Genomic DNA, 21,415 nt, shown 5'->3' on the forward strand with positions numbered 1-21,415 from the left:
GTTGATCATCCGCCGGTGCCGAGGAACTGGTCGTAGGCCAGCTTCGCCGACATCGCCACGACCACCACGAGAATGACGATGCGCACGAACCCGGAACCCCGACCGATCACCATGCGTGCACCGATCTGCGCGCCTATGACGTTGGTGACGGCCAACCCCAGGCCCAACAGCCACAACACTTCACCCTGTATCGCGAAGGTGACGAGAGCGCCGAGATTGGTGAAAACGTTGATCACCTTTGCCCAGGCGGCACTGGTGATGAAGTCGCCACCCAGAAGGCCGGTGAAGCTCAGGATGAGGAACAGCCCCGTGCCAGGACCGAAGGTCCCGTCGTAGACACTGATCGCGGCAACGAGGGCGATCAGGCCCAGTAGCGTTCTCGAGCTGGCACGGTTCGTCGCTGATGATGCTCCCCCCTGACCGAAGGAAGGGCGGAATAGGATAATCAGGCCGACAGCAATCAGAAGCACGATGATGACCGGACGCATGATCTGCTTGTCGACAGACGAGGCGATCAGAGCACCGACAGCAGAACCCACGAGCGCCAGAGGCGCATAACGCAGCGCCCTGGTTGCAGACGGCACTTTCCTGACCAGGATCGCAGCGGAGCTTGCTGTGCCGAAGATTGCTGCGACCTTGTTGATCCCGAGAGCCTGCGCATTGGACATACCCGGATTGAGGATCATTACCAGGGGGATCAGAATCAATCCGCCGCCGCCGACGACTGCGTCGACCCAGCCAGCAGCGAGGGACCCAATGAGCAGGATAGAGATGACTGTGGCAGACAATACGCAAGATTCCTGACTGTGAGAAGGATTGACCAGCGAGTACAGAACCTGAACCGCTTCCGTAGGTAAGGGTAGAGGGGAACCGGTGGATCTGCTCAGCGAATCGGGTCACTACGAAACCAAATCTTGCCTAGCCCACTCTCATCACGCCGCTCGACACCAGTTGGCCGATCCGCGGCGGCGAGGCTGTCAACAGGGCCGCGACGGTGCTGTTGCAAAGTGGGGCGCGCGGTGCCCGGAAGCTAATCGATGCTGGGAGTCCCAACCCCGTTGCCAGCCCATCGCAGGCGCCGGCGAAGGCCTTGGCCACGCTCACCGCATCCGCGTTCAGGCACCCGACGGCGAACACCCTGCCCTGACCTTTGCGCAGCGCGTGCATCGCCTCCATGCCCCGTAGCGTCCGGTAGGCCGACACCTTCTTCTTAAACCCTCCGCCCTTCGGCCCCAGGATCCGCTTGAGTCGGCCGTGATCTCCCTCAATCACAGTCGGCCGTGATCTCCCTCAATCACATTGTCAAGGTACTTCACCTACCAGTGTTCCACTGTCTCCGACAGTTTCTTCTTGTCGATCAACTCTGTGATCGCCGCCGTGTAGGTGGGTGCCTTGTCGGTGCAGATCACCCGGGGACCACTACCAGGGCCGCGGTGACTAGCACTGCGCAGTGCTTTACGCCGGAACCGCGTTGCTGCTGCCGTGTTACGGCGGGTGAACATGTGAAAGTCCATAGTCCGACCATCCTTGGCCACGACCCGGTAGAGATAGCACCACCTGCCACCGACCCTGATCTAGGTTTCATCCACCCGCCAGGAGTCGGCGAAGACGGGCGAGGTTTGGCGGTACCACCGGATCCGTTTGTCCAGCTCGGGACCGTACTTCTGAACCGACCGGTAGATGGTGGTGTGATCCGCCAGAACACCACGCTCACTCAGCATCTTTTCCAGGTCACGGTAGGACGCTCCGTCGCGGCTTCTACCATCGCACAGCCCACAGGATCACGTCTTTCGGGTAGTGGCGACCGGAGAAGATGCCCATGAGCACTGATCCTCACGTGCGATCTCCCAGCTTTGCAATAGCACCATCCTAGGTAGTACCGCCTCTGCTCTGCCTTGGGTAACAGATTGATAACAATCATCCAGCCTCACGGCATCGGACGTTCCCGCTCCATATACTCAGTGAGGTATCCATGCTTCCAACATGAAAGGTCAACACCATGGGTCTCGATGACAAGATTAAGAACGCTGCCGAAGATGCCACCGGAAAGGCCAAGGAGGCCGCCGGCGATGTGACCGACAACGACAAGCTCAAGGGTGAAGGCAAGGTCGACCAGGCCAAGTCCAGCGTCAAGGACGCCGCCGAGAACGCCAAGGACAAGATTTCCGAGGGCATCAACAAGATCACCGGAAACTAACCAACACGGAGGGCTTCGATGTCGAAGACTAGTAGCGCCACCCAGGCCACGACACGGCAACGCTCGTCTGTCGGACTTGTAGTCACTACAGTAATCGTCGTCATCGTGTCCATCGCCCTGATCATCCTCATCGGGCAAAACACCGATCAGGTCGACATCGGCTTCCTCGGCTGGGAGTTCGCCTTTCCCTTGTCCGTAGGACTCGTCGTAGCCACGATCGGTGGAGCTATCTTCGCTTTCGCACTATCCGGTCTCATCGCCATCCGGCGCAAGAAGCACTAGCACGGCAAAATAGACATCACGAAGAAAGGGTGTCACGTGGATTCGAACACTGTAATCCTCGCTGCCGAGTCCGCCCCACCACTGGGGTTCATCGGCTGGATCATCGTCGGCGGCCTCGCCGGCTGGATCGGTTCAAAGATCATGAAGACCGATGCCTCGATGGGCATCATCCTCAACATCGTCGTTGGCGTGATCGGCGGCTTCCTTGGAGGCTGGCTGCTCACGCTGTTCGGCGTGGATGTTGCCGGTGGCGGCATCATCTTCAGCTTCATCACCTGCCTCATCGGCGCGGTAATCCTACTGTGGATCGTCGGGCTCGTAACCCGACGGAAATAGTAGCGTTGCCAGGAGAAGGACTCTTCTCCTAGCCATCGCAAGGACGTTGTCAACAACCAGATAAGTGAGGGAAACGCTATGTCAAACAACGACTCCACATCCAACGCCAATGCCGCGAACACTCCGGCTGTCCGGGACGACAATGCTGCCGACTCTGAGCTGTTCACCGACCAGGGGCGGACATCGGTGGCTGACGTTGTTGTGTCGAAGATCGCTGGCATGGCCGCCCGCGAGGTCTCCGGTGTCCATGACCTTGGTGGCGGTGCTTCCCGGGCCATCGGCGCTCTGCGCGAGCGCATTCCCGGCGGCCGGGTGAACGTTCAGCAGGGCATCTCGGTAGAGGTCGGTGAGCGTCAGGCTGCTGTCGATATTTCCATCGTCGCCGAGTACGGCGTGGCGATCCACGAGCTGGCCGAGGCCATCCGCCGCAATATCATCCTATCCGTCGAGGAGATGACCGGCCTAGAGGTCACAGAGGTCAACGTCGTTGTGCACGACGTCCATCTTCCCGAGGACGACGATGACGACGATGATAACGATGAACCCCAGCAGTCTGCCCGCGTCCAGTAGCTCTCCTGCCAGGTCTTCCCTAATACCCCCGCAGCGTGCGGACAACGGTACAGACGACGAGCCCGACCGATAGTTTTGATAGTGAGGTCATGATGAAGTACGCGACAATCATTGGCGTGCTGCTGGGATTCCTCCTGGCAGTCGGTGCCCTCTGGGGTGGTGTGGTCGGTTTCCTCGTTGTGCTGGTGCTCTGCGGGGTCGGCGGCGCCGTCGGCGCCCACATCGAGGGGGTCATCGACCTCCGTCGTGCGTTCAACAGCAGCGGTCGGGGACGGGGCTGATTCCCCGTGTCCCCGTCCCCGTCCGACACCACCGCGGCCGCTGAAAGTACCGCACTCCTCGCCGGCAGCGGCACTGCCGAAGATCTTCCCCGCAGCGAGTCCTACCGACTGCAGCGGGAACACACCTCCATTGACCTGAAGGTCCTGGAGAAAATCGCCACCCGGGCCGCGCTCTCCGTGCCCGGTGTCATTCGCCATTCCTCCGGTATCGGCCAGTTCACTGGCCGTCGGTTGCCCCGGGTGACCGTACAGGTGGACCCCGGCGGTAGTGCAGCTGTAGCAGACGTCCAGATCGCCACGTCGTGGCCAGCCCCCACCGTTGCCGTCGCCCAGGTCACCAGGGAAGCCGTCGGAGAGTGGATCGAGCACTCGACCGGCGTACCGGTACTGGCAGTCAACGTCGATGTCGCAGCCGTCGTCCCGGGGTCCGACGAGACAGTCACCGTCACCGATCTGGCTGCAGCCCCCCGGACGCCGGAGTACACACGCGTCTCTGCGGCACCCCTGCAGACGTCCTCCCCGACCGTTAGCCGTCAGATCTCCGAGGTCTCCGTACCTGCTGCCCCCGAACCGCATACGCCGATCCGCCCCCAGGCCGCGACGTCGGTCCAGCTCGCGCCGATCACCGCAGGTCGGCCGGTACCCGCACGGCACGTCTCTGCTCCCATACCCCGGCCGGTGCAGCATCCGGCGATGCCGGTAGCAATCCGTGCAACGACGGTCCGGCTCCTGCCACCGCCCGAGGTGAAGCACCCGGAGACTCCGCCGGCCACACCGGTCATGCACCCGCGTCCACCACACACCGCGGATCAGCCGCGCCTTCTGGAGCCGGTTATCGCCGATCACGTGACGGTCACAGTTCCACCCCTACCGCGGGGGCTCCGTATCCTCTACGACGTGCCTACGCCCCGCGGTCCGCTACTACGCGACATCCCGACCCCGCGCGGACTGCCGACCCGGACCGTCCCCACCCCCCAGGGAGTCGGTGTGACTATTTTCCCGACCGTCCGGCGCCATCGCCGGATTCCGGTAACCGTCGACACCTCCCGTCGCTGGCGTTCCACCGACACCGGCGATGACAGGAAGCACAGCGGCGATCATGACAGGAGTCCGCGATGACAACAGCACAGCATCCGGAGCGTTACCGCCCCGAACCGTCAGGCAGGTTCGCCGCCGATCTGAGTCTGTCCGACAACACGACGTCCGTGGATCCCGGAGACGAGCCACGGGCTCCTCAGCCGAAAGCCTCTCCCCTGGCACGCGGGTGGACGATTGTCCTGGGCCTGGTACTGCTCGGCGTCACGGCGGTCATCATTCGAGACGTACTCATCCTCAACGACTCCGTGTCGGGGCGCCAGCTGCTCCCACCGGTATTCGCCTGGTTCGCCACGGTCCAGAATGAATCCTGGATGCTGTGGGCCGGTATCGGATGTGCCCTTGTCGCCGCGTTCTTCCTCCTTGTGTCTGTGCGGCCTCGCCGGCGCACCCACATGGCTTTCGGCGACGGATCAGAACTCTATGCACGCCCGGTCGATGTTGCACGTCTCTCGACGGCCACCGCCCGGCGTGTCCCCGGCGTGCTCTCAGCCCACACCGTGGCGACACGGAAGAAGATCTCGGTCAAGGTCGTCACGGCGGTCACGCCGGAATCCACCGAGACGATACGTGCACGCGTGTCCACCCACGTCTCAGAACTCTCCGCACTCCTTGACCCCGCCCCGAATGTCCAGGTGACGGTTACCCCGGGAGGTGAAGGACGATGAACCGCGGAAAAGCCTCATTCGACCGCATCGTGACGTTCCTGCTCTTCCTCGTCTTCGGCGGCATCGCTTTCTGGATGATCGGTCTCCGCCTCGACTTCGCACCCGCGCAACGGATCGGAGACTACGTAAACAGGGACTTCTGGGCGGATCTGAGCGCGCGCGACAACTACGACACCATTCTCGTCATCGCAGCCGTGGTGACCGGTCTCCTCGGCCTCCTGCTCATCGGAATCAACATCGAGCGCAAACGACTCGGCCGCAGCGCATCCCCGACCTCCGCGCCGACCGGCACTATCCGTACATCGCCAGCCGACGTCGCCTCCGCCGTAGCGCAGACATTCGACAGACGTGACGACGTCCGCTCTGCCACCTACCGGGCAAGTGAAGACAGGGGGACCGACATCATCGAGATCCGGTTGCGGATCCCCGCAGAGGTCGATGTCACCGACATCAACACTGCGTGCCGCCGCGCCGCTGCGGACATCACCGCCGCGCTACCCGGGCAGGACGTTCTCCCCCGGTTCCTTCTCCAGGTGGAGCAACCGGCACATCTCGAGTAGGTCAGCCGTCCCGTCGAGACAATCCCCGCTCCCATGCTCCTCTAGACGGAGCGGACGACTTTCGATACCTTCGCTCAACGAGACCGGGTTCGGTTAACGGCTCCTCGAAGACGATCCAGCGCTCGAGGGACTGCCCAGGATTCGGTTGACCGATACCACGATGCACTAACGGCGAGGGGAAGCTCTACCACTGCGCTATCGAGGACGTATCCTCCGGCCGGATCGTGGGCTACTAGATCATCGACCGAATGAAGGATCGACTCGTGGTGATTGCCCGGGACAACGCGATGTGCAGACGCCGCGACGCTGATGGTTGGATCGTGCATTCGGACTGCGGGAGCCAGGGCATATTCAACCGGTCGTCGCAACAGTTGACCGTTGGACCGAGCGTAGCTGATCTGCGAAGGCTTCGGCAGATGTCCGCTATCCCAGGATCCCGTAGGGCCGGTTGTTTATAGCGCTGGCTATCACAGCAATCTCCGTGCTGCTCCACCGCGACAGATCGGCACCTGTCGGGGGGGGTACTGTCGCAGCAGCCAGTCAAGGTGCTCGTTGCTGCCGCGCTGCGACGGGCTTTTCGCGTCCGCGAAGTACACCGGGGTTTTGGTGTCCTTGGTGAAGAGAGAATGGGCTGAGAGCTCTTTGCCCCGGTACCATGTCAAAGACCGGCGCATCCTTCATCGTCAGTGCCCCGTAGCTGGCCAGGGCGGGACCGTTCTTCGATTGTTTACGCTCTAAACCGCCGCGGGACTCGACGTAGAGGGCCTGATAGAGCGCCTCATGGGAAGTCCCCACGGTCGGATCACCAGGGAAGTCCAGCGGTAATCGTTTCGCGATCTGCTGCGAGCTTCAGGCGTTGACCCCCTCACGGTCCCCACAGTGGGGCTTGTTCTTCCCATCCCAGACTCGGCCATCCGGGCCGGCGACCTCACCGTCGGCGGTGAGGATCACACCGCTGAGCTTGTCATGAATGTACTGACGCAACCGTTGATTGGTGACCATCTTCGCGACCCTGGTGTAGCGGGAACGCCGTTCTACATGCCGTTTAGCAGTCAGCCCTTGTAGTCCAGCTGGTGGGTCCTGGTCGAAGCGTTACGCCGCAACTCCTGTGAAACCTTCGAGGGACTGCGGCCCAGTCGCCGGGCTATTTCTCGGACTCCGATGCCTTGTGCTCGCTAGAAGGCGATGTCCTCCTGTTCTGACGAGGAGATGTACCGTCCCGAAACAATCGGGTTCAATTGCAGATTCACTCCACCAGCATGCTTAAACTAACGGTGAACTACAGGCTCGGAGACACCAGCGTCCTCGCCGGCTTCCTCATCGTGGCCCCTGCTCCGATGGCCTGCCAGAATCGCACGCGGTCCTCGCCCCAGGCCGCTGTAGGACGCCCAGGAGAAATGACCTGACCGCGATACTCTCTTGCTCTTTTCTGCCTCGGGCCGATGCCCATCAAACACCTCCATCAGATAAGTGTTGCGACCACCGGTTGAATACGCCATGCCGGGCCGGGTCCAGTGGTGACAACACCGCAATGGAGTCGTTCTTCGCACTGCTGCAGAAGAACGAGCTCAACGTCCGCCGCATGAACAGCCGCGAGGAACCACGACGCGCGATCGTCACCTCGATTGAGACCAAGTACAGCCGCCGTCGTCAAAGGGGCCTGGGCAAGCTCACCCCCTCGAGTTCAATATGATCTACGCAGCCGCAGACACGGCCTGACCAATGCAAACCCCGAGAGTCAATCAAACCGGGAGGGCAGCCCACTTCGCCGTGTCAGCGGTCACAGAGTTGTGCTCGCACCCACGTTGCGGCCATCCGGGCTGTCCGCGGTCGACCACAGCACTACCCCACGCTCGGCGTCACTTGCGCACCATTCAGCATCAGGCAGGGCCACTCAGCCAAACGCCTCCAGCTCCCGCTTGACGACCTTACCGATCGGGTTACGCGGCAACGGCCGGTCCGTCAGCACCACGTCCCGAGGAATCGCCGGAGCCATGAAGTTCTCCCGCACATGGGTGCGGATGTCGTCCTCACTCAGGTCGGCGGACCCGTCAGTGACGACATAGGCCTTAACGCGCTGGAACTTCTCGTCGTCTTCCACCCCGACACAGTAGGACTCCGCGACACCGTCTACCCGGTCAATGATGTCGGACACAGAGGTCGGCCAGATGTTCTCTCCACCGACGATGATCATGTCGTTATTGCGCCCCAGCACCCGCAGGCGGCCGGTCTCCGGATCAATGACGCCCTTGTCACCGAGGCTGAGCAGTCCACGGGTCGCATCCTCGCGATCCCTGGTACCCAGATAGCCCTTCATCGACATGGCGTTGCGGGCGTGCACCACACCCACCTGACCTGCCCCGACCTCTCTCCCACTGTCGGTATCGAGCAGCTCCAGGCGTCCGTTCCACACAGGGTGCCCGGCCGTCAACGGATCCTCCCTGAGATCCGACGGACTGGAATAGGACACGAGCAACCCCTCGGTGGACCCGTAACCGGAACCGAGGATGTACCCGTAGCGCTCCTGCAGGCCACGGACCAGGTCCTCGCTCATGGCGTTACCAGCGTTGAGGATGAACGTGAGTGACGAGGTGTCGTAGCTGCCGGGGTCAGACTCATGGACCGCGAGCTGGTCCTTGAGGAACACAGCGGAACTGATCAGACCGTCACACCGGTACCGGTCGAGCTGGTGCAGCACGTTCTCCGCATTGAAGTTTCGCTGCGTCACAATCGTGCAACCGGCGAACAGCGCAATGCACGACGCACCCCACCCGAGGACGTGAAACATGCTCGCAGTCATCTGCAGGGTGCATCCAGCCTGCAGCCCGCAGGTCTCGACGGGGGGACCGAGAACGCCCAGCGGCACATGCGGTTCACCATGTCCCACCGCTTTCGGGGTGCCGCTTGTCCCTGAGGACATCAGGACAACTCCTCCCTGACGGGGACGGCGTCCGAAAGTCACGTCAGTCGTCGCCGGCGTGGCCCACAAATCACGGAAAGAGGGGAAAGCGATGTCCTTCCGCGCACCGTCTCCGATCCACGAATGGCAGATACTGACCGCTGAACTCTCGTCGGGAACCCTGTCGTCGAACTCTGAGTCCACGAAAAGGAAGCTGATGTCGTGGTCGTCGACGATACTGGCGATCTGCGTCCTGCTGGCCCCCACGTTCAGCAGGAAGACGGTGAAACCCACGTACCCTTTGGCCGCCAGGGGAATGAGGAATCCCCTGCCGTTGCGCGCCATGATTCCCACCTTGCTGTCAGCGCCGACCCCGTTGGCGACAAGCGCCTGTGCGGTGAGTACAGCCTGGTCACGTAGTTCTGCGTAGGTGAGCTCACCGTCATCGTCCACGAGTGCGACCCGGTCGGGAAATCGTGCCGCTGCGACCTCAAGCAGCCCTGACAGGGACGCTCCATAGCGGATGAGACTCCTGGCCGTCGTAATACCGTCCTTGACCTGAAATCCATTGAAAAATCCCGCAGAGACTGCAGCCCGCGCACCTCGGAGAAGCCCCTTGGTGTCGAACATAAACTGCTGTGCCCTATTTCTCACTTTACAAATCACCTTTCCTCGCACCTTTTCGGATGCAGGAAACCCTACTGCGTGGCGCACCCGACTGCAGACCAGAACCGCGAGTCCGGCACATGACGGTCGGTACCCGGTGGCACTGCGGCATCTTCTCTCCACAGGGCAGGGATCAGTGTCGGGACGCTGTGCACATATACTGTATCCCTACGTCGGCGCCTGTTTTCGAAGGCAGCCCACATTCAATCTGCACTATTTACGACAAAGAGTATGTATGGAACCGACGGGGCGCCCGATGTTTTACAGCACTAACCACGCGGCGCAGACCCCATCACCCTTACGATGCAGGCCTCAACCACCTTCATGAAATACGATTCATAGCGAACGGGCCAGAAGAGACCATGTGTCCGTAGCGTCGAGACATCGTCCCTACGCCTCGCGTGCGAGCTGTGAAGCCATGAATTGCGATCCCGCATAGGAGGGATGGAAAATCATGTTGTAGTTCGGGGTCGTGGTATCGATCACACCAGCGACATACCGCTGCCGATCAGGCGCACACGTGTCATGGCCCCGCGCCCCGTCGATCATCTCCACATAGTGCCCACCGATCTGGCGGGCAGCGTCGCGCTGATTAGCCCGGTTCCAGTTCTCCACATCCCGCAACACCGGCACAGGCACACCCGCCGGCAGATTCGGTACGACATTGAGCGCACAGAAGACCATCGAGTCACGGTCAACCGTGGGAAGCGCCCCAGACACGACAATCTTCGCTCCCGGAGCCACCGCCCGGATCTTCGACGCTGCCGCACGCATATCCGACAGGTACGCGTTGCGCACAGCGCCCGGATCAAGAATGTTCACCCCATCGAGCACACCGAAGCCACCGTAGTTGTTCATCCCGGCTGCCAAGACCACACTGCGGGTACCCCGGTGCACATCACCGGCAGCAATCGCCCGGTCGATTCGCCCCAGCATGGACCGTGACGTATTGCCCGCACACGACCAGTCCGCCAACGGCGCACCAGTACGTGCGCCCAGTTGACGCGGCCAGTTGTTCGGAGCCTGCAGACATCCACCGGTCTGCGGGTAACCGTCCGTCATGGCCGGCACCATGCGCAAAGTGTTTCGAAGCTGATCGGGATTCGCCGTGAAAGAGTCACCGAAGGTGACGATGTTGCCACTCGGCGCCGCCGCAGCAGCAGGCGCTACCGCCACTGCCCCACCTGTAACCGCAATAGTTGCTGTGGCAGCGGCAGTGATGGTGACAAGCAAGCTGTGTGCTCGTGCTCGGATACTCATGTTGTTCTCCTCTAGCCCTCTGGGCTCTGTTTGGACCGGTCGCGGGTCAGCGCAAGGTCGCCAGGTGAGACCTGGTCAGGTTTCACCGGTTGTTACTGACGTAGGTTGTCAACCTCTGCCTCCCCATCGGGCACTGAGCGCACGGCGTTACCGGGACCTGCCAGCACTTTCGTGTCCGCGGCAGCACCCAGGCTCACTACCCCACCGGGTGCCCACCCCCGAAAGGAGTTACGTGGACAAATACATCGGCGCATCGATGTACCACCACCTCACGCCACGGCGGGGGTGATCGTGACCTGAGCGTGACCATCGCCGACGTGGCAGCAGATCGCCCCGCCCGTGAGCCGCGCTATCCACGAGGGGGCGATACTCAGGGGCCTGACCCCCCCCTTGTGGTGGACACTTTGAAACCAGCACGCCGCTGGAGAGAAGATAGTGTTCCACAATGCCCCGCAAGACCTACTCCGAGCAGTTCAAACTAGACGCCGTCGAGCTTCACCACAGCTCACCGGAGCTGACGATCACAGCCCTCGCCGCCGAGCTGGGAATCAACCGCAACACCCTGAAAACCTGGATCAGGACCTACACCCCCGACACCCACACAGGCGCCAGCCCCGCGAGTATCCCGGATGCCCAGCAGGCCAAGCGCATCGCCGAGCTGAAGACAACACTGGCCCGCGTGCAACAGGAACGAGACATCCTACGCCGGGCAACACAGTATTTCGCGGGAGAGATGACCTGGTGAGCCGCTTCCAGTTCATTGACGACACCCGCACCGAGTTCCCGGTCAAGCGGCTCTGCCAGGTGTTGGGGATCAACCGTTCCTCGTACTACAAGTACCAGGCCACCCGCCCCCGGCGCACTGCCCGGCTGATCGAGGATGCGCTGCTGGCAGCACGGGTCATCACCGTGTTCACCGCAGCTGGGGGATGCTACGGCGCCCGGCGGGTCACCGTCGAACTCAACGACACCGCCGCCGGTGGTGGTGCCGCTGCCGCCCCGGTGAATCGTAAACGCGTCGCCAGGCTCATGGCCGCTCACCGGCTGGCAGGGCTCACCACCAAACGCTGTGTCACAACCACCGTCGCCGAGAAGTCCCGACGAGTGTTCGCTGATCTGGTCCACCGTGATTTCACCGCAGAAGCCCCCAATCAGCTCTACGTCGGGGATATCACCTACCTGCCGATCGCCGATGGGTCGAACATGTACCTGGCCACGGTGATTGACTGCTTCTCGAGGCAGTTGGTCGGATTCGCCATCGCCGATCACATGCGCACGTCCCCGGTTCAGGAAGCGATCAGTCAGGCTGCCGGGCGCCGGGGTAACTGCGGTGGTCTGGGCGGGGCGGTGTTCCACAGCGACCACGGGTCGGTCTACACCAGCGGGGCGTTCCAGAAAACCTGTCGGGACCTGAAAATCACCCAGTCGATGGGCACGGCCGGCTCGAGTGCCGACAACGCGTTGGCGGAGTCCTTCAACGCCGCGCTCAAGCGCGAGGTCCTGCGGGGTCGTAGGAACTTCGCCACCCAGCTGGTGTGCCGTCGGGAGGTCTTCGCCTGGTGTGTTCGCTACAACACCGTGCGGCGGCATTCCTGGTGCGGGTATCTCACTCCGCAGGGGTTTGAGGAGGCCAGGGCTGTGTAGACTCGTGGCCTGTACGATGCCGTATTCCCCGTGTCCACCAAACAGGGGTCAGGCCCGGGGTCGGTGAGAGCATAGTTTTGTCCACACCCCACATGTCGCATTAGATACATCATTGTTGCAACTGCATCTGCTCGATATATTTCGTCAGATCAATGCTCCCTTCGGTGTGTCGCTCCGGCTCCCACCTTGGCATAGGGAAACCGGTCACAGGTCGTCGATCAGGGACGCCACCCGGGCGGCGATGTCGTCCCGGATCAGCCGCATACGCTCCGCACCGTCGATCCCCCGGTCGGACGGTTCATCGGTGAGCCAGCGTTCGAGCGTCCCGACAGCGTCGGCCGGGAGCTCCAGCTGAGCCTGGGAGCCGACAACGATGACCCGGTCCGCCCGCCGCAGTAGCGCCGGATCAACCCCCTTGGGGTGATCAGTGCCCATGTCAGCCCCGACCTCCGCAACCGCCACCTCCGACTGCCCGTTGATCCGGGCGCCGGGATGGGTACCTGCCGAGTGCACCTCGACAGCCTCCCCGGCGTAGTGCCGGGCCAGGGCAGCGGCCATCTGGGATTTACCGGCGTTGCTGACACAGACGAACAGGACACAGGGACGAGTGGTCATGAGGTAACACGGTCCTTTCGATTATTGGTAGGCCGGTCATCGTCCGCCGGTGTGTGCGGCAAGGTCGGGTCCCCGGCGAACAGCACCGGCCCAAGGCGCAGCATGACATAGACAAGCCCGACGAGTACCGGTACTTCAATCAGCGGGCCGATCGTGCCCGCCAACGCCTGGCCGGAGGCCGCACCGAAGGTCCCGATGGCCACCGCGATGGCCAGCTCGAAGTTGTTGCCCGCAGCGGTGAACGACACCGACGCCGACTGGGCGTAGCTCAGGCCGGCCGACTTAGCGGCGATCAGTGCGAGGGCGAACATGCCAAGGAAGTAGACCACCAACGGCACCGCCAGCCGTGCCACCGCCCACGGGTTCGCCGCGATCTGGTCGCCCTGCAACGAGAACAGCAGCACGATCGTGTACAGCAGCCCGATCAGCGCCAGCGGCGAGATTCTCGGCAGGTAGGTGTTCTCGTACCAGTCGCGGGCCTTGATCTTCTCGCCCAACAGCCGAGAAACCACACCGGCCAGCAGCGGAATGCCCAGGAACACCAGCACCGAGGTGACGATCGTCCATAAGGAGAACTCCGCCGAGGTTGTCTCGAGTCCCAGCAAGGACGGCAGAACCTGCAGGTAGAACCAGCCCAGCACGGCGAACATGAGCACCTGGAACACCGAGTTGATCGCCACCAGCACGGCGGTGGCCTCCCGGTCGGCACACGACAGGTCCGACCAGACCAGCACCATCGCGATACAACGGGCCAGTCCCACGATGATCAGCCCGGTGCGTAGCTCGGGCTGGTCGGGCAGGAAGATCCAGGCCAGGGCGAACATGAACAACGGGCCGACAATCCAGTTGAGTACCAGCGACACCCCCATCAACCGTGTGTCGGCGGCGATCTTGCCGGCCTTGTCGTAGCGGACCTTGGCCAGCGGCGGGTACATCATCACCAGCAGGCCCACGGCTATGGGAATGGAGATCCCGCCGACCTCCACCGCGCTCAGGGCGTCACCGATGCCGGGGAGAAGGTGGCTGACGATAAGACCGGAAGCCATCGCCAGGATGATCCAGACCGGCAGGAACCGGTCCAGAAACGACATCCGGGCTGGTCCGGCAGTCGGGGTCGAAAGTGGGGTCATGGAGTTGCATCCTGGTTCATATAGACAGTCGTCGATGCTTGACGGTAGTTCCGATATCGACGCCCGTCAATGTAGCGTGGTGGGCATGAGCACCACACAGCCGCTACCCGACACCGACGTCCTGGATGTCCGGCAGTGCTGTTCCCTGGGCACCGGGCCGCTGACGCAGGATGAGTCGGTACGCTATGCCGGGCTGTTCAAGGTACTGGCCGAGCCGGTGCGGTTGCGCATCCTGTCGCAGTTGGCCGCCGTCGGGTGTGGCCCGGTCAGCGTCGGTGAACTCACCGCGATGATGGGTCTGAGTCAGCCGACGGTCTCGCACCACTTGAAGATGATGACCGAAGCCGGGTTGCTGGAACGCTACCGTGACGGGCGCAGTGTGATCCACCAGGTCCGACCCGACGTCTTCGCTCAGCTGCGCACCGTGCTGCAGATTGGCTGAGCCCACATCTCATGTGGGGAAACCGGGCGGACGACAGAGGAACGATCGAAACAGCATGGACAGCGAAGCCAGTACGGAGCCGACCCCAGCGCGGGCACACATCGAGCAGGACCACTACGAGGCAGTCGTCATCGGCGGCGGCCAGGCCGGTCTGGCGACCGCGTTCTACCTGTTGCGGGCCGGAGTGGACACCCTGGTCCTCGACGATCAACCGGCAGCCGGCGGGGCATGGCGGCACGTGTGGCCGTCCCTGCACCTGTTCTCCACTGCCGGGTTCTCCAACCTGCCGGGCATGCCGATGCCTTCCTATCGGGGGTTTCCTCCGGCCTCGCATGTGGTGGACTATTTCACCGCCTATGAACGCCGCTACCGGCTTCCCGTCGAACGGCCGGTACGGGTCGCCCGCGTCGGGCACCACGACGGGATCTTCCGCATCGACGCCGAGCACTGTCCCGGCCCGGGGCAGGCACGCGGTCCTGGACGGCGACGACCGTCATCGCGGCAACCGGCACCTGGACGGCCCCGTTCGTCCCCTCCTATCCGGGCACCTTCACCGGCACACAGTGGCATTCGGCGAACTACCCCGGCCCCGAGCCATTCCGGGGCAGCACGGTCGCGGTGGTGGGTGCGGCGAACTCCGGGGCGCAGATCGCCGCGGAGCTGACCGAGGACCCGGACGTCGGCGACGTGCACTGGTACACCACCCACCCGCCGCGCTGGATGCCCGACGACGTCGACGGGCGGGTGTTGTTCCGCCGCAACCGCGAACGCGCTGCCGCCATTAACCGCGGTGATCCCGATCCGGGTGCCGACTCCGACCTGGGCGACATCGTCGTCCTGCCGCAGGTGCGCACCGCCCGGGACGCCGGAGACCTTCAGGCCACCCCCATGTTCTCCTCCCTAGATGAGGTGGACGCTGATCAACTGATCTGGTGCACCGGATTCCGCCCGGCACTGGGACCGGTACGACATCTCGTCACCGACGGCGCACCACAGGTCCCCGGACTGCTGCTCGTGGGCTACGGCGACTGGACCGGTCCCGGTTCAGCGACGATCACCGGCGTCGGCCCTTTCGCCAAGGCTGCCGCCCGGCAGGCTGCGGAGCGGGTCGGCAAGACCGTGAAGTAGCTCGACGGCCCTCCTTTCAACCAGCCATAACAAACCATCGCTTGTGTTATAAGTGAGAGTTTGTGTATGTTGGGCGGCATGGCACCGAACATTGCGTTACCCAATCCTGTCAGTGACCTGTCACCGAGAGAGCAGGCCGAGTTTCTGGCCCCGACGTTGGCGGCGTTGGCAGATGTCAACCGCTTGACCATCGCCCTGGCCCTGTCCGAGAAGTCGATGACCAACCGACAGCTGCACGAGGCCACCGGGTTGAGCCCGGCCCTGGTCAGTCATCACCTGGTCGCGCTGCGCCGGGCCGGTGTCGTCGACACCGTGGCGAAAGGTCGGGCGAGTGTGAACAGCATCTGCTGTGAACAGCTCGCCGATCCGGTGCGCTGGCTGGCCCGCCTGGCCACACTGACCCCGGAGGGCCAGAAAGCCTGCTGCAGAGACGACAGCGACACACCTGCCGACCACAACCACGACGGCCAGGTCGAACAGGGGCAGTGAGCACGACATTATGCTGATAGACACACTGCAGACCTTCGCCCTGCTGCTAGGCGAGCTGCTGGCGTTGTTTCTCTTCGTCTCGGCCGCCGTGGCCCTGATCAACCGACGCTTCGGCCCGGAGAAGATGCGCGACTGGATGGCCAGCGGTATTGTCCCCGGACCGGTCAAGGGCCTGCTGCTGGGTGCGGTGACACCGTTTTGCTCCTGTTCGACACTGCCCATGCTCGTCGGGATGCTCAACGCCGGGGTCGGCTTCCAGACTGCCATGACGTACCTGATTTCCTCGCCACTGCTCAACCCGATCATCGTCGGTGGGATCGGGATCATCTTCGGCTGGAAGATCGCGATCATCTACACGGTGTTCACTCTGGCGGTGTCCCTGATCACGCCGATGATCTGGACGATGCTGGGCATGCAGACCGCGGTGAAACGCGTCCGCGTGCAGGGCGAGACCACCCCGGAGCCATGGAAAGGCCTTGTCGGCGAACTCCCCGGAGCACTACGACAAGCCTGGGCTGATCTGCGCCCATTGCTGATCCCCATGCTGTTGGGCCTGGCCGTGGGCGCGGCGATCTACGGGTTCGTACCCGAAGACCAGCTCACCGGCTTCGCCGGAGCGAACATCTGGTGGGCGGTGCCCCTGGCAGCGGTCATCGGCATCCCGATGTACATCCGGTTGGAGACCATGCTGCCGGTCGGCCTGGCACTGCAATCCGCCGGTGTCGCCATCGGCCCGATCTTCGCCCTGATGATCGGCGGGGCCGGGGCCTCGCCGCCGGAGGTGTCGATGCTGGCAGCGGTGTTCAAACCCCGACTGTTGATCACCTTCGTGGCCACCATCCTTGCCGTGGCGATCATCGGCGGCTACCTGATCTCCCTGACCAGCTAGAACTGCCTGGGGAGCACGCCCAGGTAACCCTCAAACAATCAATCACTCACGACAATGAAGGAGTCCACCGTGGCTTTCAAGGACCTGTTCACCAAGAAGAACACCGCCAACAATCCCGCCAGCTCGTGCTGCAACGTCGAGATCGTCCCCGATGATCGGCCCGAGAAGTCAGATGCACGACCCCAGACATCGAGTACGGCGAGTCGTGACACCCCTGAAGCCAGCGACAACAGCACGTAGTCCCCCACCTCACCCCCGCAGGGTGTCCGACCGCGGGGAGAATGCACGGCATACCTTCTGCCACCCGCCCCTCGCCGACGCCGTCGGTGCGGACGTGCACCAGTACCGCCCGCCGGGCACCGGCCCACCGGCGCAGGAGGAGTGGCTGCGATTCTCCGCACCGGTCACATCACCGGCCGGGAAGTCGGGGGCCTCGCCGTCTCCTATTCACCTGATGTTCACCCACCCCGTATTGACCGGTGCGTCCCGAGGTTGCCAAGATCGTCACGTGCCCCGAACCCCGCCCCACGGCCCCGGCCGCAACGTACAGCCGGGCGACACCTGGCAGGTGTTCCTGGCGTTCCTCCGCCTGGGACTCACCAGCTTCGGCGGCCCGGTCGCCCATCTGGCCTTCTTCCGCGAGGCCTTCGTCGAGCGCCGCGGATGGTTGTCCGAGAAGGCCTACGCTGACCTCGTCGCACTGTGCCAGTTCCTCCCCGGACCCGCGTCATCACAGGTGGGAATGGCCATCGGACTCCAGAGAGCCGGGTACACCGGAATGCTCGCCGCGTGGTTCGCGTTCACGATGCCCTCGGTGGCGCTTCTCGTCGCTTGCGCCTACGTCCTGGCCGCCGTCGGTGACCTCTCCGACGCCGGCTGGATCGACGGGCTGAAAGCGGCCGCCGTCGCCGTCGTCGCTCACGCGGTCCTGGGCATGGCCCGGTCTCTGACGCCCGACGCACCCCGGGCCACAATCGCCGCGGCAGCGATGATCGTAGTCCTGCTATTCCCCAGCCCTGCCACCCTGGCGGTCGCTGTCGCGGTGGCCGGCCTCGTCGGTTTCCTCTGGCTCACCCCGCAGGAGCAGGCCCCGCGGGCGGAGGACGCCTTCTCCGTCCGAGTGTCCAAGCGGACCGCTGTCGCGTGCCTGGGAGCCTTCGCACTGCTGCTCGTGGGGCTTCTCCTGGTTGCCATGTGGACGTCGAATGCGTATGTATCACTGATCGACATCTTCTACCGTGCAGGATCACTCGTCTTCGGAGGCGGCCATGTGGTCCTGCCGCTCCTGCAAGCGGAGACCGCCAGCCTTGTCGAGCCCGAGGTCTTTCTCGCCGGGTACGGTGCCGCCCAGGCCGTTCCGGGGCCGTTGTTCACCGTCGCCGGGTTCCTCGGCGCGTCCAGCTTCGGAACGGTGACCGGCATTGTCGGCGCCCTGGCCGCCACCGTGGCGATCTTCCTGCCGGCCGCGCTGCTGGTGGTCGGCACCCTGCACTTATGGGAGGCACTGCGGGGCAACGCCGCCACCCGCAGGGTGCTGACGGGTGTCAACCCCGGAGTGGTGGGTATCCTCACCGCCGCGCTGTACGACCCGCTGTTCACCGCCGGGATCCTCGGCAACGGCGTCAACGCCCTGGTACTGGCCGTCGCGGCGTTCGTGGCGCTCCACAGCTGGAAGGTCCCGGCCTGGGCCGTGGTGATCGCCGCGGGTGTCCTGGGGTGGTTCATTCTCTAGGCGTCGCGTACGTCACGGGTTTTCAGTGTCCTCCGCCGAGCCGCCCCGAGAAGCGGTCGAGGCGTTCCTGGCTGGCGCCGTCGAGACCGATGATCGTCACGTCTTTGCCTCTCGCCCGGAACTTCGTGGTGATGCTGTCAAACGTTGCGACCGTCGAGGCGTCCCACACGTCGGCCTCCGTCAGGTCGATGACGATGTGATCGGCCAGGTCGGTGTAGTCGAAGCTGTAGACGAGGTCATTACTGGAGGCGAAGAACAACTGCCCGTGCACCCGGTAGGTACGGGTGTCGATCGTGCCGTCGTGGTCGGTGTCGAGTTCCGCGACTTTCTCGACGCTCACCAGGTGGGCGACCCGTCGGGCGAACATGACCATCGCGGTGAGTACACCGAGCACCACACCGACCGCCAGGTTGTGCGTGGCCAGGGTGGCGACCACGGTCACCACCATCACGGCGGTCTCACTCAGCGGCATCATCGGCAGGGTCCGTAGGGAGTGCCAGTCCATGGTGCCCACCGACACCATGACCATCACCGCGACGAGAGCCGCCATCGGGATCAGCCCGACGATGTCGCCGAGGGTGACGACCAGGATCAGCAGGAAGATTCCCGCCAACAGCGTCGACAGGCGGGTACGGGCGCCGGAGGAACGCACGTTGATCATGGTCTGCCCGATCATGGCGCACCCTCCCATCCCGCCGAACAGGGAGCTGACGATGTTGGCCACACCCTGTCCCCACCCCTCCCTGGTCTTGTCGGAGTGCACGTCGGTGATGTCGTCGACGAACTTCGCGGTCATCAGTGACTCCATCAGCCCCACCAGCGCCATAGCCAGGGCGTAGGGCCCGATGATGGTCAGGGTGTCCAGGTTCAGCGGAACGTCGGGGATGAACAGGCCGGGCAGACTGTCGGGGAGCTCCCCTTGGTCCTTGACGTCGGGCACGTCCCACCCGCTGACCACGACCACGATGGTGATCAGGACAATAGCGACCAGTGGGGCGGGGATCACGGTAGTCAGCCTCGGGAAACCGATCATGATGACCAGGCCGGCAGCCACCAGTGGGTAGACCAGCCAGGGCACGCCGAGCAGGTGGGGCAGCTGGGCGGTGAAGATCAGGATCGCCAGGGCGTTGACGAAGCCGATCATCACCGAGCGTGGGATAAAGCGCATCAGCTTGGCGACGCCGAGCACGCTGAGGACGACCTGGAAGACACCCGCGAGCAAGACGGTCGCGATGAAGTAGTCCATGCCGTGGTCGTGGGCCACCGGGGCGATCACCACGGCGACCGCACCTGTGGCCGCCGAGATCATCGCCGGCCGCCCACCGGTGAAGGCGATGGTCACCGCCATCGTGAAGGAGGCGAACAACCCGACCCTGGGATCCACACCGGCCAGGATGGAGAACGAGATGGCTTCCGGGATCAACGCGAGCGCGACGACTAGCCCGGCGAGCACTTCGGTGCGCAGGCGCGGAAGGGAACTGAACGCGTAGCGGAACGAGGCGACGACCGCAGTCGGGGCGGGTGGGGCGGATTGCATGGCCTGGTCGGGGCCAGGCCCAGTGGTAGATTGGGTCACGAAGAACCTCCGAAAATAGTGGATCCAGGCCCGCCGAGACAGACGACCTGGCGATACATAGTGAAATCAGCACTAGAGCAAACCCTACCGTAACGGTAGGGTTTCGCGGAGGCAATTCCGGTGCGCTGACAGCGCTCCGTGGCAGGACGGCAGAGGGAGCGGACATGGCGGTACACGGCAGCAAGATCGGCCAGGTCGCAGACGACACAGGCATGTCGATCCGCACCTTGCGCCACTACGACGAACTTGGGATCGTCAGCCCGTCCGGTCGTAGCGCAGGCGGCTTCCGCCTCTACAGCGACGAGGACATGCAGCGGATCCTGCTGATCCGCCGAATGAAGCCGCTGGACTTCACGTTGGAGGAGATCGGTGTCTTCCTCCGCGCCGTGGACACCCTCGCCTCGATGGCTGCCACCCCAGCCGACAAGGAACACGCCGGCCAGCTCATCGCGGACGTTCGCTCACAGACCGGTGAGCGCCTCGACAAGCTGCGCAAGCGAGTATCGTACGCCGAGGAATTCTTGGCGCAACTTGAAACCATCAATCTATGAGCGCGAACAGGCCAGCGACAGTCCCTGCCGCTCCGAACTAAACCGACATAGGGACCGATAGAAATCTGGCGCATCCAGACCAGCGCAAGGTCACCGTATGTCTTTCCCTCGCCCCGCGCCGGTCGACGCCCGCGGCAGATAGAAGTTACCCACTAAGGACTTTCCAACACTTGACCGACACGCCAATAAATAACGAGCGTCGGACCAATGTACATCAATAGACTTTCCTAAATATTTCCACTTTTAACCGTTCCCTATTCTTAGGGTGTGCAAACTTGTCCATTTCTCACTGAAACCCTATCGGTATGCTCTACCGACAACTATAGGATAATTCTGCGCGTTAAATTCGTCCCATTTAAGCAAGGACTAGCCGCAGTCACGATCCCGATATAGGTTTGCCATATC

At 63.2% G+C, this 21,415-nt stretch carries 21 protein-coding genes and 4 pseudogenes; 17 read left to right on the forward strand and 8 right to left on the reverse strand.

Features of this window, described 5'->3' with window-relative positions; genetic code table 11:
- Positions 1-5: 5 nt before the first annotated feature.
- Together CGLY_RS11930 and CGLY_RS17185 are read right to left on the reverse strand one after the other, a co-directional pair.
- Positions 6-788 (reverse strand): TSUP family transporter, encoded by a 783-nt coding sequence (locus tag CGLY_RS11930; RefSeq protein WP_038549704.1) that lies wholly within the window; start codon positions 786-788, stop codon positions 6-8.
- Between the two features lie 286 nt (positions 789-1,074).
- Positions 1,075-1,821, reverse strand: a pseudogene (locus CGLY_RS17185) (IS6 family transposase); the annotation flags it as partial.
- Between the two features lie 178 nt (positions 1,822-1,999).
- Between CGLY_RS17185 and CGLY_RS11940 the strand changes: the two are divergent.
- From CGLY_RS11940 to CGLY_RS11975, 8 genes are all read left to right on the forward strand, one after another.
- Entirely contained in the window at positions 2,000-2,197 is a 198-nt protein-coding gene (locus CGLY_RS11940) for a CsbD family protein (RefSeq protein WP_038549706.1), read from the forward strand.
- An 18-nt stretch (positions 2,198-2,215) separates the two neighbouring features.
- On the forward strand, positions 2,216-2,479 hold the full coding sequence (locus tag CGLY_RS11945) for a lipopolysaccharide assembly protein LapA domain-containing protein (RefSeq protein WP_038549708.1): 264 nt from the start codon (positions 2,216-2,218) through the stop codon (positions 2,477-2,479).
- A 36-nt stretch (positions 2,480-2,515) separates the two neighbouring features.
- Entirely contained in the window at positions 2,516-2,815 is a 300-nt protein-coding gene (locus CGLY_RS11950) for a GlsB/YeaQ/YmgE family stress response membrane protein (protein WP_075813009.1), read from the forward strand.
- 78 nt (positions 2,816-2,893) lie between these two features.
- Positions 2,894-3,385, forward strand: coding sequence for an Asp23/Gls24 family envelope stress response protein (locus CGLY_RS11955; protein ID WP_038549710.1), 492 nt, complete (start codon positions 2,894-2,896; stop codon positions 3,383-3,385).
- 92 nt (positions 3,386-3,477) lie between these two features.
- The gene (locus CGLY_RS11960; protein WP_052540913.1) at positions 3,478-3,666 is read left to right on the forward strand and encodes a hypothetical protein; all 189 of its coding nucleotides are present in this window, start codon (positions 3,478-3,480) and stop codon (positions 3,664-3,666) included.
- Positions 3,667-3,672: 6 nt separating this feature from the next.
- The gene (locus tag CGLY_RS11965) at positions 3,673-4,785 is read left to right on the forward strand and encodes an Asp23/Gls24 family envelope stress response protein (RefSeq protein ID WP_038549715.1); all 1,113 of its coding nucleotides are present in this window, start codon (positions 3,673-3,675) and stop codon (positions 4,783-4,785) included.
- The gene (locus CGLY_RS11970) at positions 4,782-5,429 is read left to right on the forward strand and encodes an Asp23/Gls24 family envelope stress response protein (protein WP_227590263.1); all 648 of its coding nucleotides are present in this window, start codon (positions 4,782-4,784) and stop codon (positions 5,427-5,429) included. Before CGLY_RS11965 ends, CGLY_RS11970 begins: the two co-directional genes overlap by 4 nt.
- Entirely contained in the window at positions 5,426-5,989 is a 564-nt protein-coding gene (locus CGLY_RS11975) for a hypothetical protein (RefSeq protein ID WP_038549717.1), read from the forward strand. The genes CGLY_RS11970 and CGLY_RS11975 overlap by 4 nt, the downstream gene beginning before the upstream one ends.
- A gap of 351 nt (positions 5,990-6,340) precedes the next feature.
- On the opposite strand, the pseudogene CGLY_RS17190 reads toward CGLY_RS11975, so the two are convergent.
- Positions 6,341-7,439 (reverse strand): annotated as a pseudogene (locus CGLY_RS17190) (transposase).
- Positions 7,440-7,490: 51 nt separating this feature from the next.
- On the opposite strand from CGLY_RS17190, the pseudogene CGLY_RS17575 reads away from it, so the two are divergent.
- A pseudogene (locus CGLY_RS17575) lies at positions 7,491-7,682 on the forward strand (IS3 family transposase); the annotation flags it as partial.
- 201 nt (positions 7,683-7,883) lie between these two features.
- Here CGLY_RS17575 and CGLY_RS11990 read toward each other — a convergent pair.
- Positions 7,884-9,518, reverse strand: a complete 1,635-nt coding sequence (locus CGLY_RS11990; protein WP_052540140.1) for an AMP-binding protein — start codon at positions 9,516-9,518, stop codon at positions 7,884-7,886.
- Positions 9,519-9,944: 426 nt separating this feature from the next.
- Positions 9,945-10,814: a GDSL-type esterase/lipase family protein gene (locus CGLY_RS11995; RefSeq protein WP_038549721.1), complete on the reverse strand. Its 870-nt coding sequence runs from the start codon at positions 10,812-10,814 to the stop codon at positions 9,945-9,947.
- Positions 10,815-11,259: 445 nt separating this feature from the next.
- Between CGLY_RS11995 and CGLY_RS12005 the strand changes: the two genes are divergently transcribed.
- Positions 11,260-12,458 (forward strand): IS3 family transposase gene (locus tag CGLY_RS12005; protein WP_144313685.1). Its coding sequence is split into 2 segments (ribosomal slippage): positions 11,260-11,542 and positions 11,542-12,458, totalling 1,200 coding nucleotides; the frame shifts between segments, so codons are not numbered across the junction.
- A 204-nt stretch (positions 12,459-12,662) separates the two neighbouring features.
- Here CGLY_RS12005 and CGLY_RS12010 read toward each other — a convergent pair.
- Positions 12,663-13,073 (reverse strand): arsenate-mycothiol transferase ArsC, encoded by a 411-nt coding sequence (locus CGLY_RS12010; protein WP_038549727.1) that lies wholly within the window; start codon positions 13,071-13,073, stop codon positions 12,663-12,665.
- A complete protein-coding gene (gene arsB / locus CGLY_RS12015; RefSeq protein WP_038549730.1) occupies positions 13,070-14,203 on the reverse strand; it encodes an ACR3 family arsenite efflux transporter in 1,134 nt (377 codons plus the stop codon). The genes CGLY_RS12010 and arsB overlap by 4 nt, the downstream gene beginning before the upstream one ends.
- Positions 14,204-14,288: 85 nt before the next feature.
- On the opposite strand from arsB, the gene CGLY_RS12020 reads away from it, so the two are divergent.
- The 6 genes and pseudogenes from CGLY_RS12020 to chrA all read left to right on the forward strand — a co-directional run bounded on the left by CGLY_RS12020 (position 14,289) and on the right by chrA (position 18,883).
- Complete coding sequence (locus CGLY_RS12020; RefSeq protein ID WP_038549732.1) at positions 14,289-14,645, forward strand: ArsR/SmtB family transcription factor; 357 nt, start codon at positions 14,289-14,291, stop codon at positions 14,643-14,645.
- 55 nt (positions 14,646-14,700) lie between these two features.
- Positions 14,701-15,773: pseudogene (locus tag CGLY_RS12025) on the forward strand (FAD-dependent oxidoreductase).
- A gap of 78 nt (positions 15,774-15,851) precedes the next feature.
- Positions 15,852-16,262: an ArsR/SmtB family transcription factor gene (locus CGLY_RS12030; RefSeq protein WP_052540916.1), complete on the forward strand. Its 411-nt coding sequence runs from the start codon at positions 15,852-15,854 to the stop codon at positions 16,260-16,262.
- Positions 16,263-16,272: 10 nt separating this feature from the next.
- The gene (locus CGLY_RS12035; RefSeq protein ID WP_038549734.1) at positions 16,273-17,151 is read left to right on the forward strand and encodes a permease; all 879 of its coding nucleotides are present in this window, start codon (positions 16,273-16,275) and stop codon (positions 17,149-17,151) included.
- 69 nt (positions 17,152-17,220) lie between these two features.
- The gene (locus CGLY_RS17580) at positions 17,221-17,391 is read left to right on the forward strand and encodes a hypothetical protein (protein ID WP_158407393.1); all 171 of its coding nucleotides are present in this window, start codon (positions 17,221-17,223) and stop codon (positions 17,389-17,391) included.
- Positions 17,392-17,659: 268 nt separating this feature from the next.
- On the forward strand, positions 17,660-18,883 hold the full coding sequence (gene chrA, locus CGLY_RS12045; protein WP_227590265.1) for a chromate efflux transporter: 1,224 nt from the start codon (positions 17,660-17,662) through the stop codon (positions 18,881-18,883).
- A 22-nt stretch (positions 18,884-18,905) separates the two neighbouring features.
- Here chrA and CGLY_RS12050 read toward each other — a convergent pair whose 3' ends face one another.
- Positions 18,906-20,420, reverse strand: coding sequence for a SulP family inorganic anion transporter (locus CGLY_RS12050; protein ID WP_038549738.1), 1,515 nt, complete (start codon positions 20,418-20,420; stop codon positions 18,906-18,908).
- A 203-nt stretch (positions 20,421-20,623) separates the two neighbouring features.
- Between CGLY_RS12050 and CGLY_RS12055 the strand changes: the two genes are divergently transcribed.
- Positions 20,624-21,010: a MerR family transcriptional regulator gene (locus CGLY_RS12055; RefSeq protein ID WP_038549740.1), complete on the forward strand. Its 387-nt coding sequence runs from the start codon at positions 20,624-20,626 to the stop codon at positions 21,008-21,010.
- The last annotated feature ends 405 nt before the right edge of the window (positions 21,011-21,415 follow it).

This window comes from Corynebacterium glyciniphilum AJ 3170 (genome assembly GCF_000626675.1).
GTDB classification, from domain to species: Bacteria; Actinomycetota; Actinomycetes; order Mycobacteriales; family Mycobacteriaceae; genus Corynebacterium; species Corynebacterium glyciniphilum.

Coding starts and splice junctions, on each gene's coding strand:
- CGLY_RS12020 (WP_038549732.1), top strand. CDS start 14,289: ATGAGCACCACACAGCCGCTACCCGACACCGACGTCCTGGATGTCCGG.
- CGLY_RS12010 (WP_038549727.1), bottom strand. CDS start 13,073: ATGACCACTCGTCCCTGTGTCCTGTTCGTCTGTGTCAGCAACGCCGGT.
- CGLY_RS11990 (WP_052540140.1), bottom strand. CDS start 9,518: ATGTTCGACACCAAGGGGCTTCTCCGAGGTGCGCGGGCTGCAGTCTCT.
- CGLY_RS12050 (WP_038549738.1), bottom strand. CDS start 20,420: ATGCAATCCGCCCCACCCGCCCCGACTGCGGTCGTCGCCTCGTTCCGC.
- CGLY_RS11955 (WP_038549710.1), top strand. CDS start 2,894: ATGTCAAACAACGACTCCACATCCAACGCCAATGCCGCGAACACTCCG.
- CGLY_RS11975 (WP_038549717.1), top strand. CDS start 5,426: ATGAACCGCGGAAAAGCCTCATTCGACCGCATCGTGACGTTCCTGCTC.
- CGLY_RS12030 (WP_052540916.1), top strand. CDS start 15,852: ATGGCACCGAACATTGCGTTACCCAATCCTGTCAGTGACCTGTCACCG.
- CGLY_RS12055 (WP_038549740.1), top strand. CDS start 20,624: ATGGCGGTACACGGCAGCAAGATCGGCCAGGTCGCAGACGACACAGGC.
- CGLY_RS11940 (WP_038549706.1), top strand. CDS start 2,000: ATGGGTCTCGATGACAAGATTAAGAACGCTGCCGAAGATGCCACCGGA.
- CGLY_RS11945 (WP_038549708.1), top strand. CDS start 2,216: ATGTCGAAGACTAGTAGCGCCACCCAGGCCACGACACGGCAACGCTCG.
- CGLY_RS11960 (WP_052540913.1), top strand. CDS start 3,478: ATGAAGTACGCGACAATCATTGGCGTGCTGCTGGGATTCCTCCTGGCA.
- arsB (WP_038549730.1), bottom strand. CDS start 14,203: ATGACCCCACTTTCGACCCCGACTGCCGGACCAGCCCGGATGTCGTTT.
- CGLY_RS11970 (WP_227590263.1), top strand. CDS start 4,782: ATGACAACAGCACAGCATCCGGAGCGTTACCGCCCCGAACCGTCAGGC.
- CGLY_RS11995 (WP_038549721.1), bottom strand. CDS start 10,814: ATGAGTATCCGAGCACGAGCACACAGCTTGCTTGTCACCATCACTGCC.
- CGLY_RS12035 (WP_038549734.1), top strand. CDS start 16,273: ATGCTGATAGACACACTGCAGACCTTCGCCCTGCTGCTAGGCGAGCTG.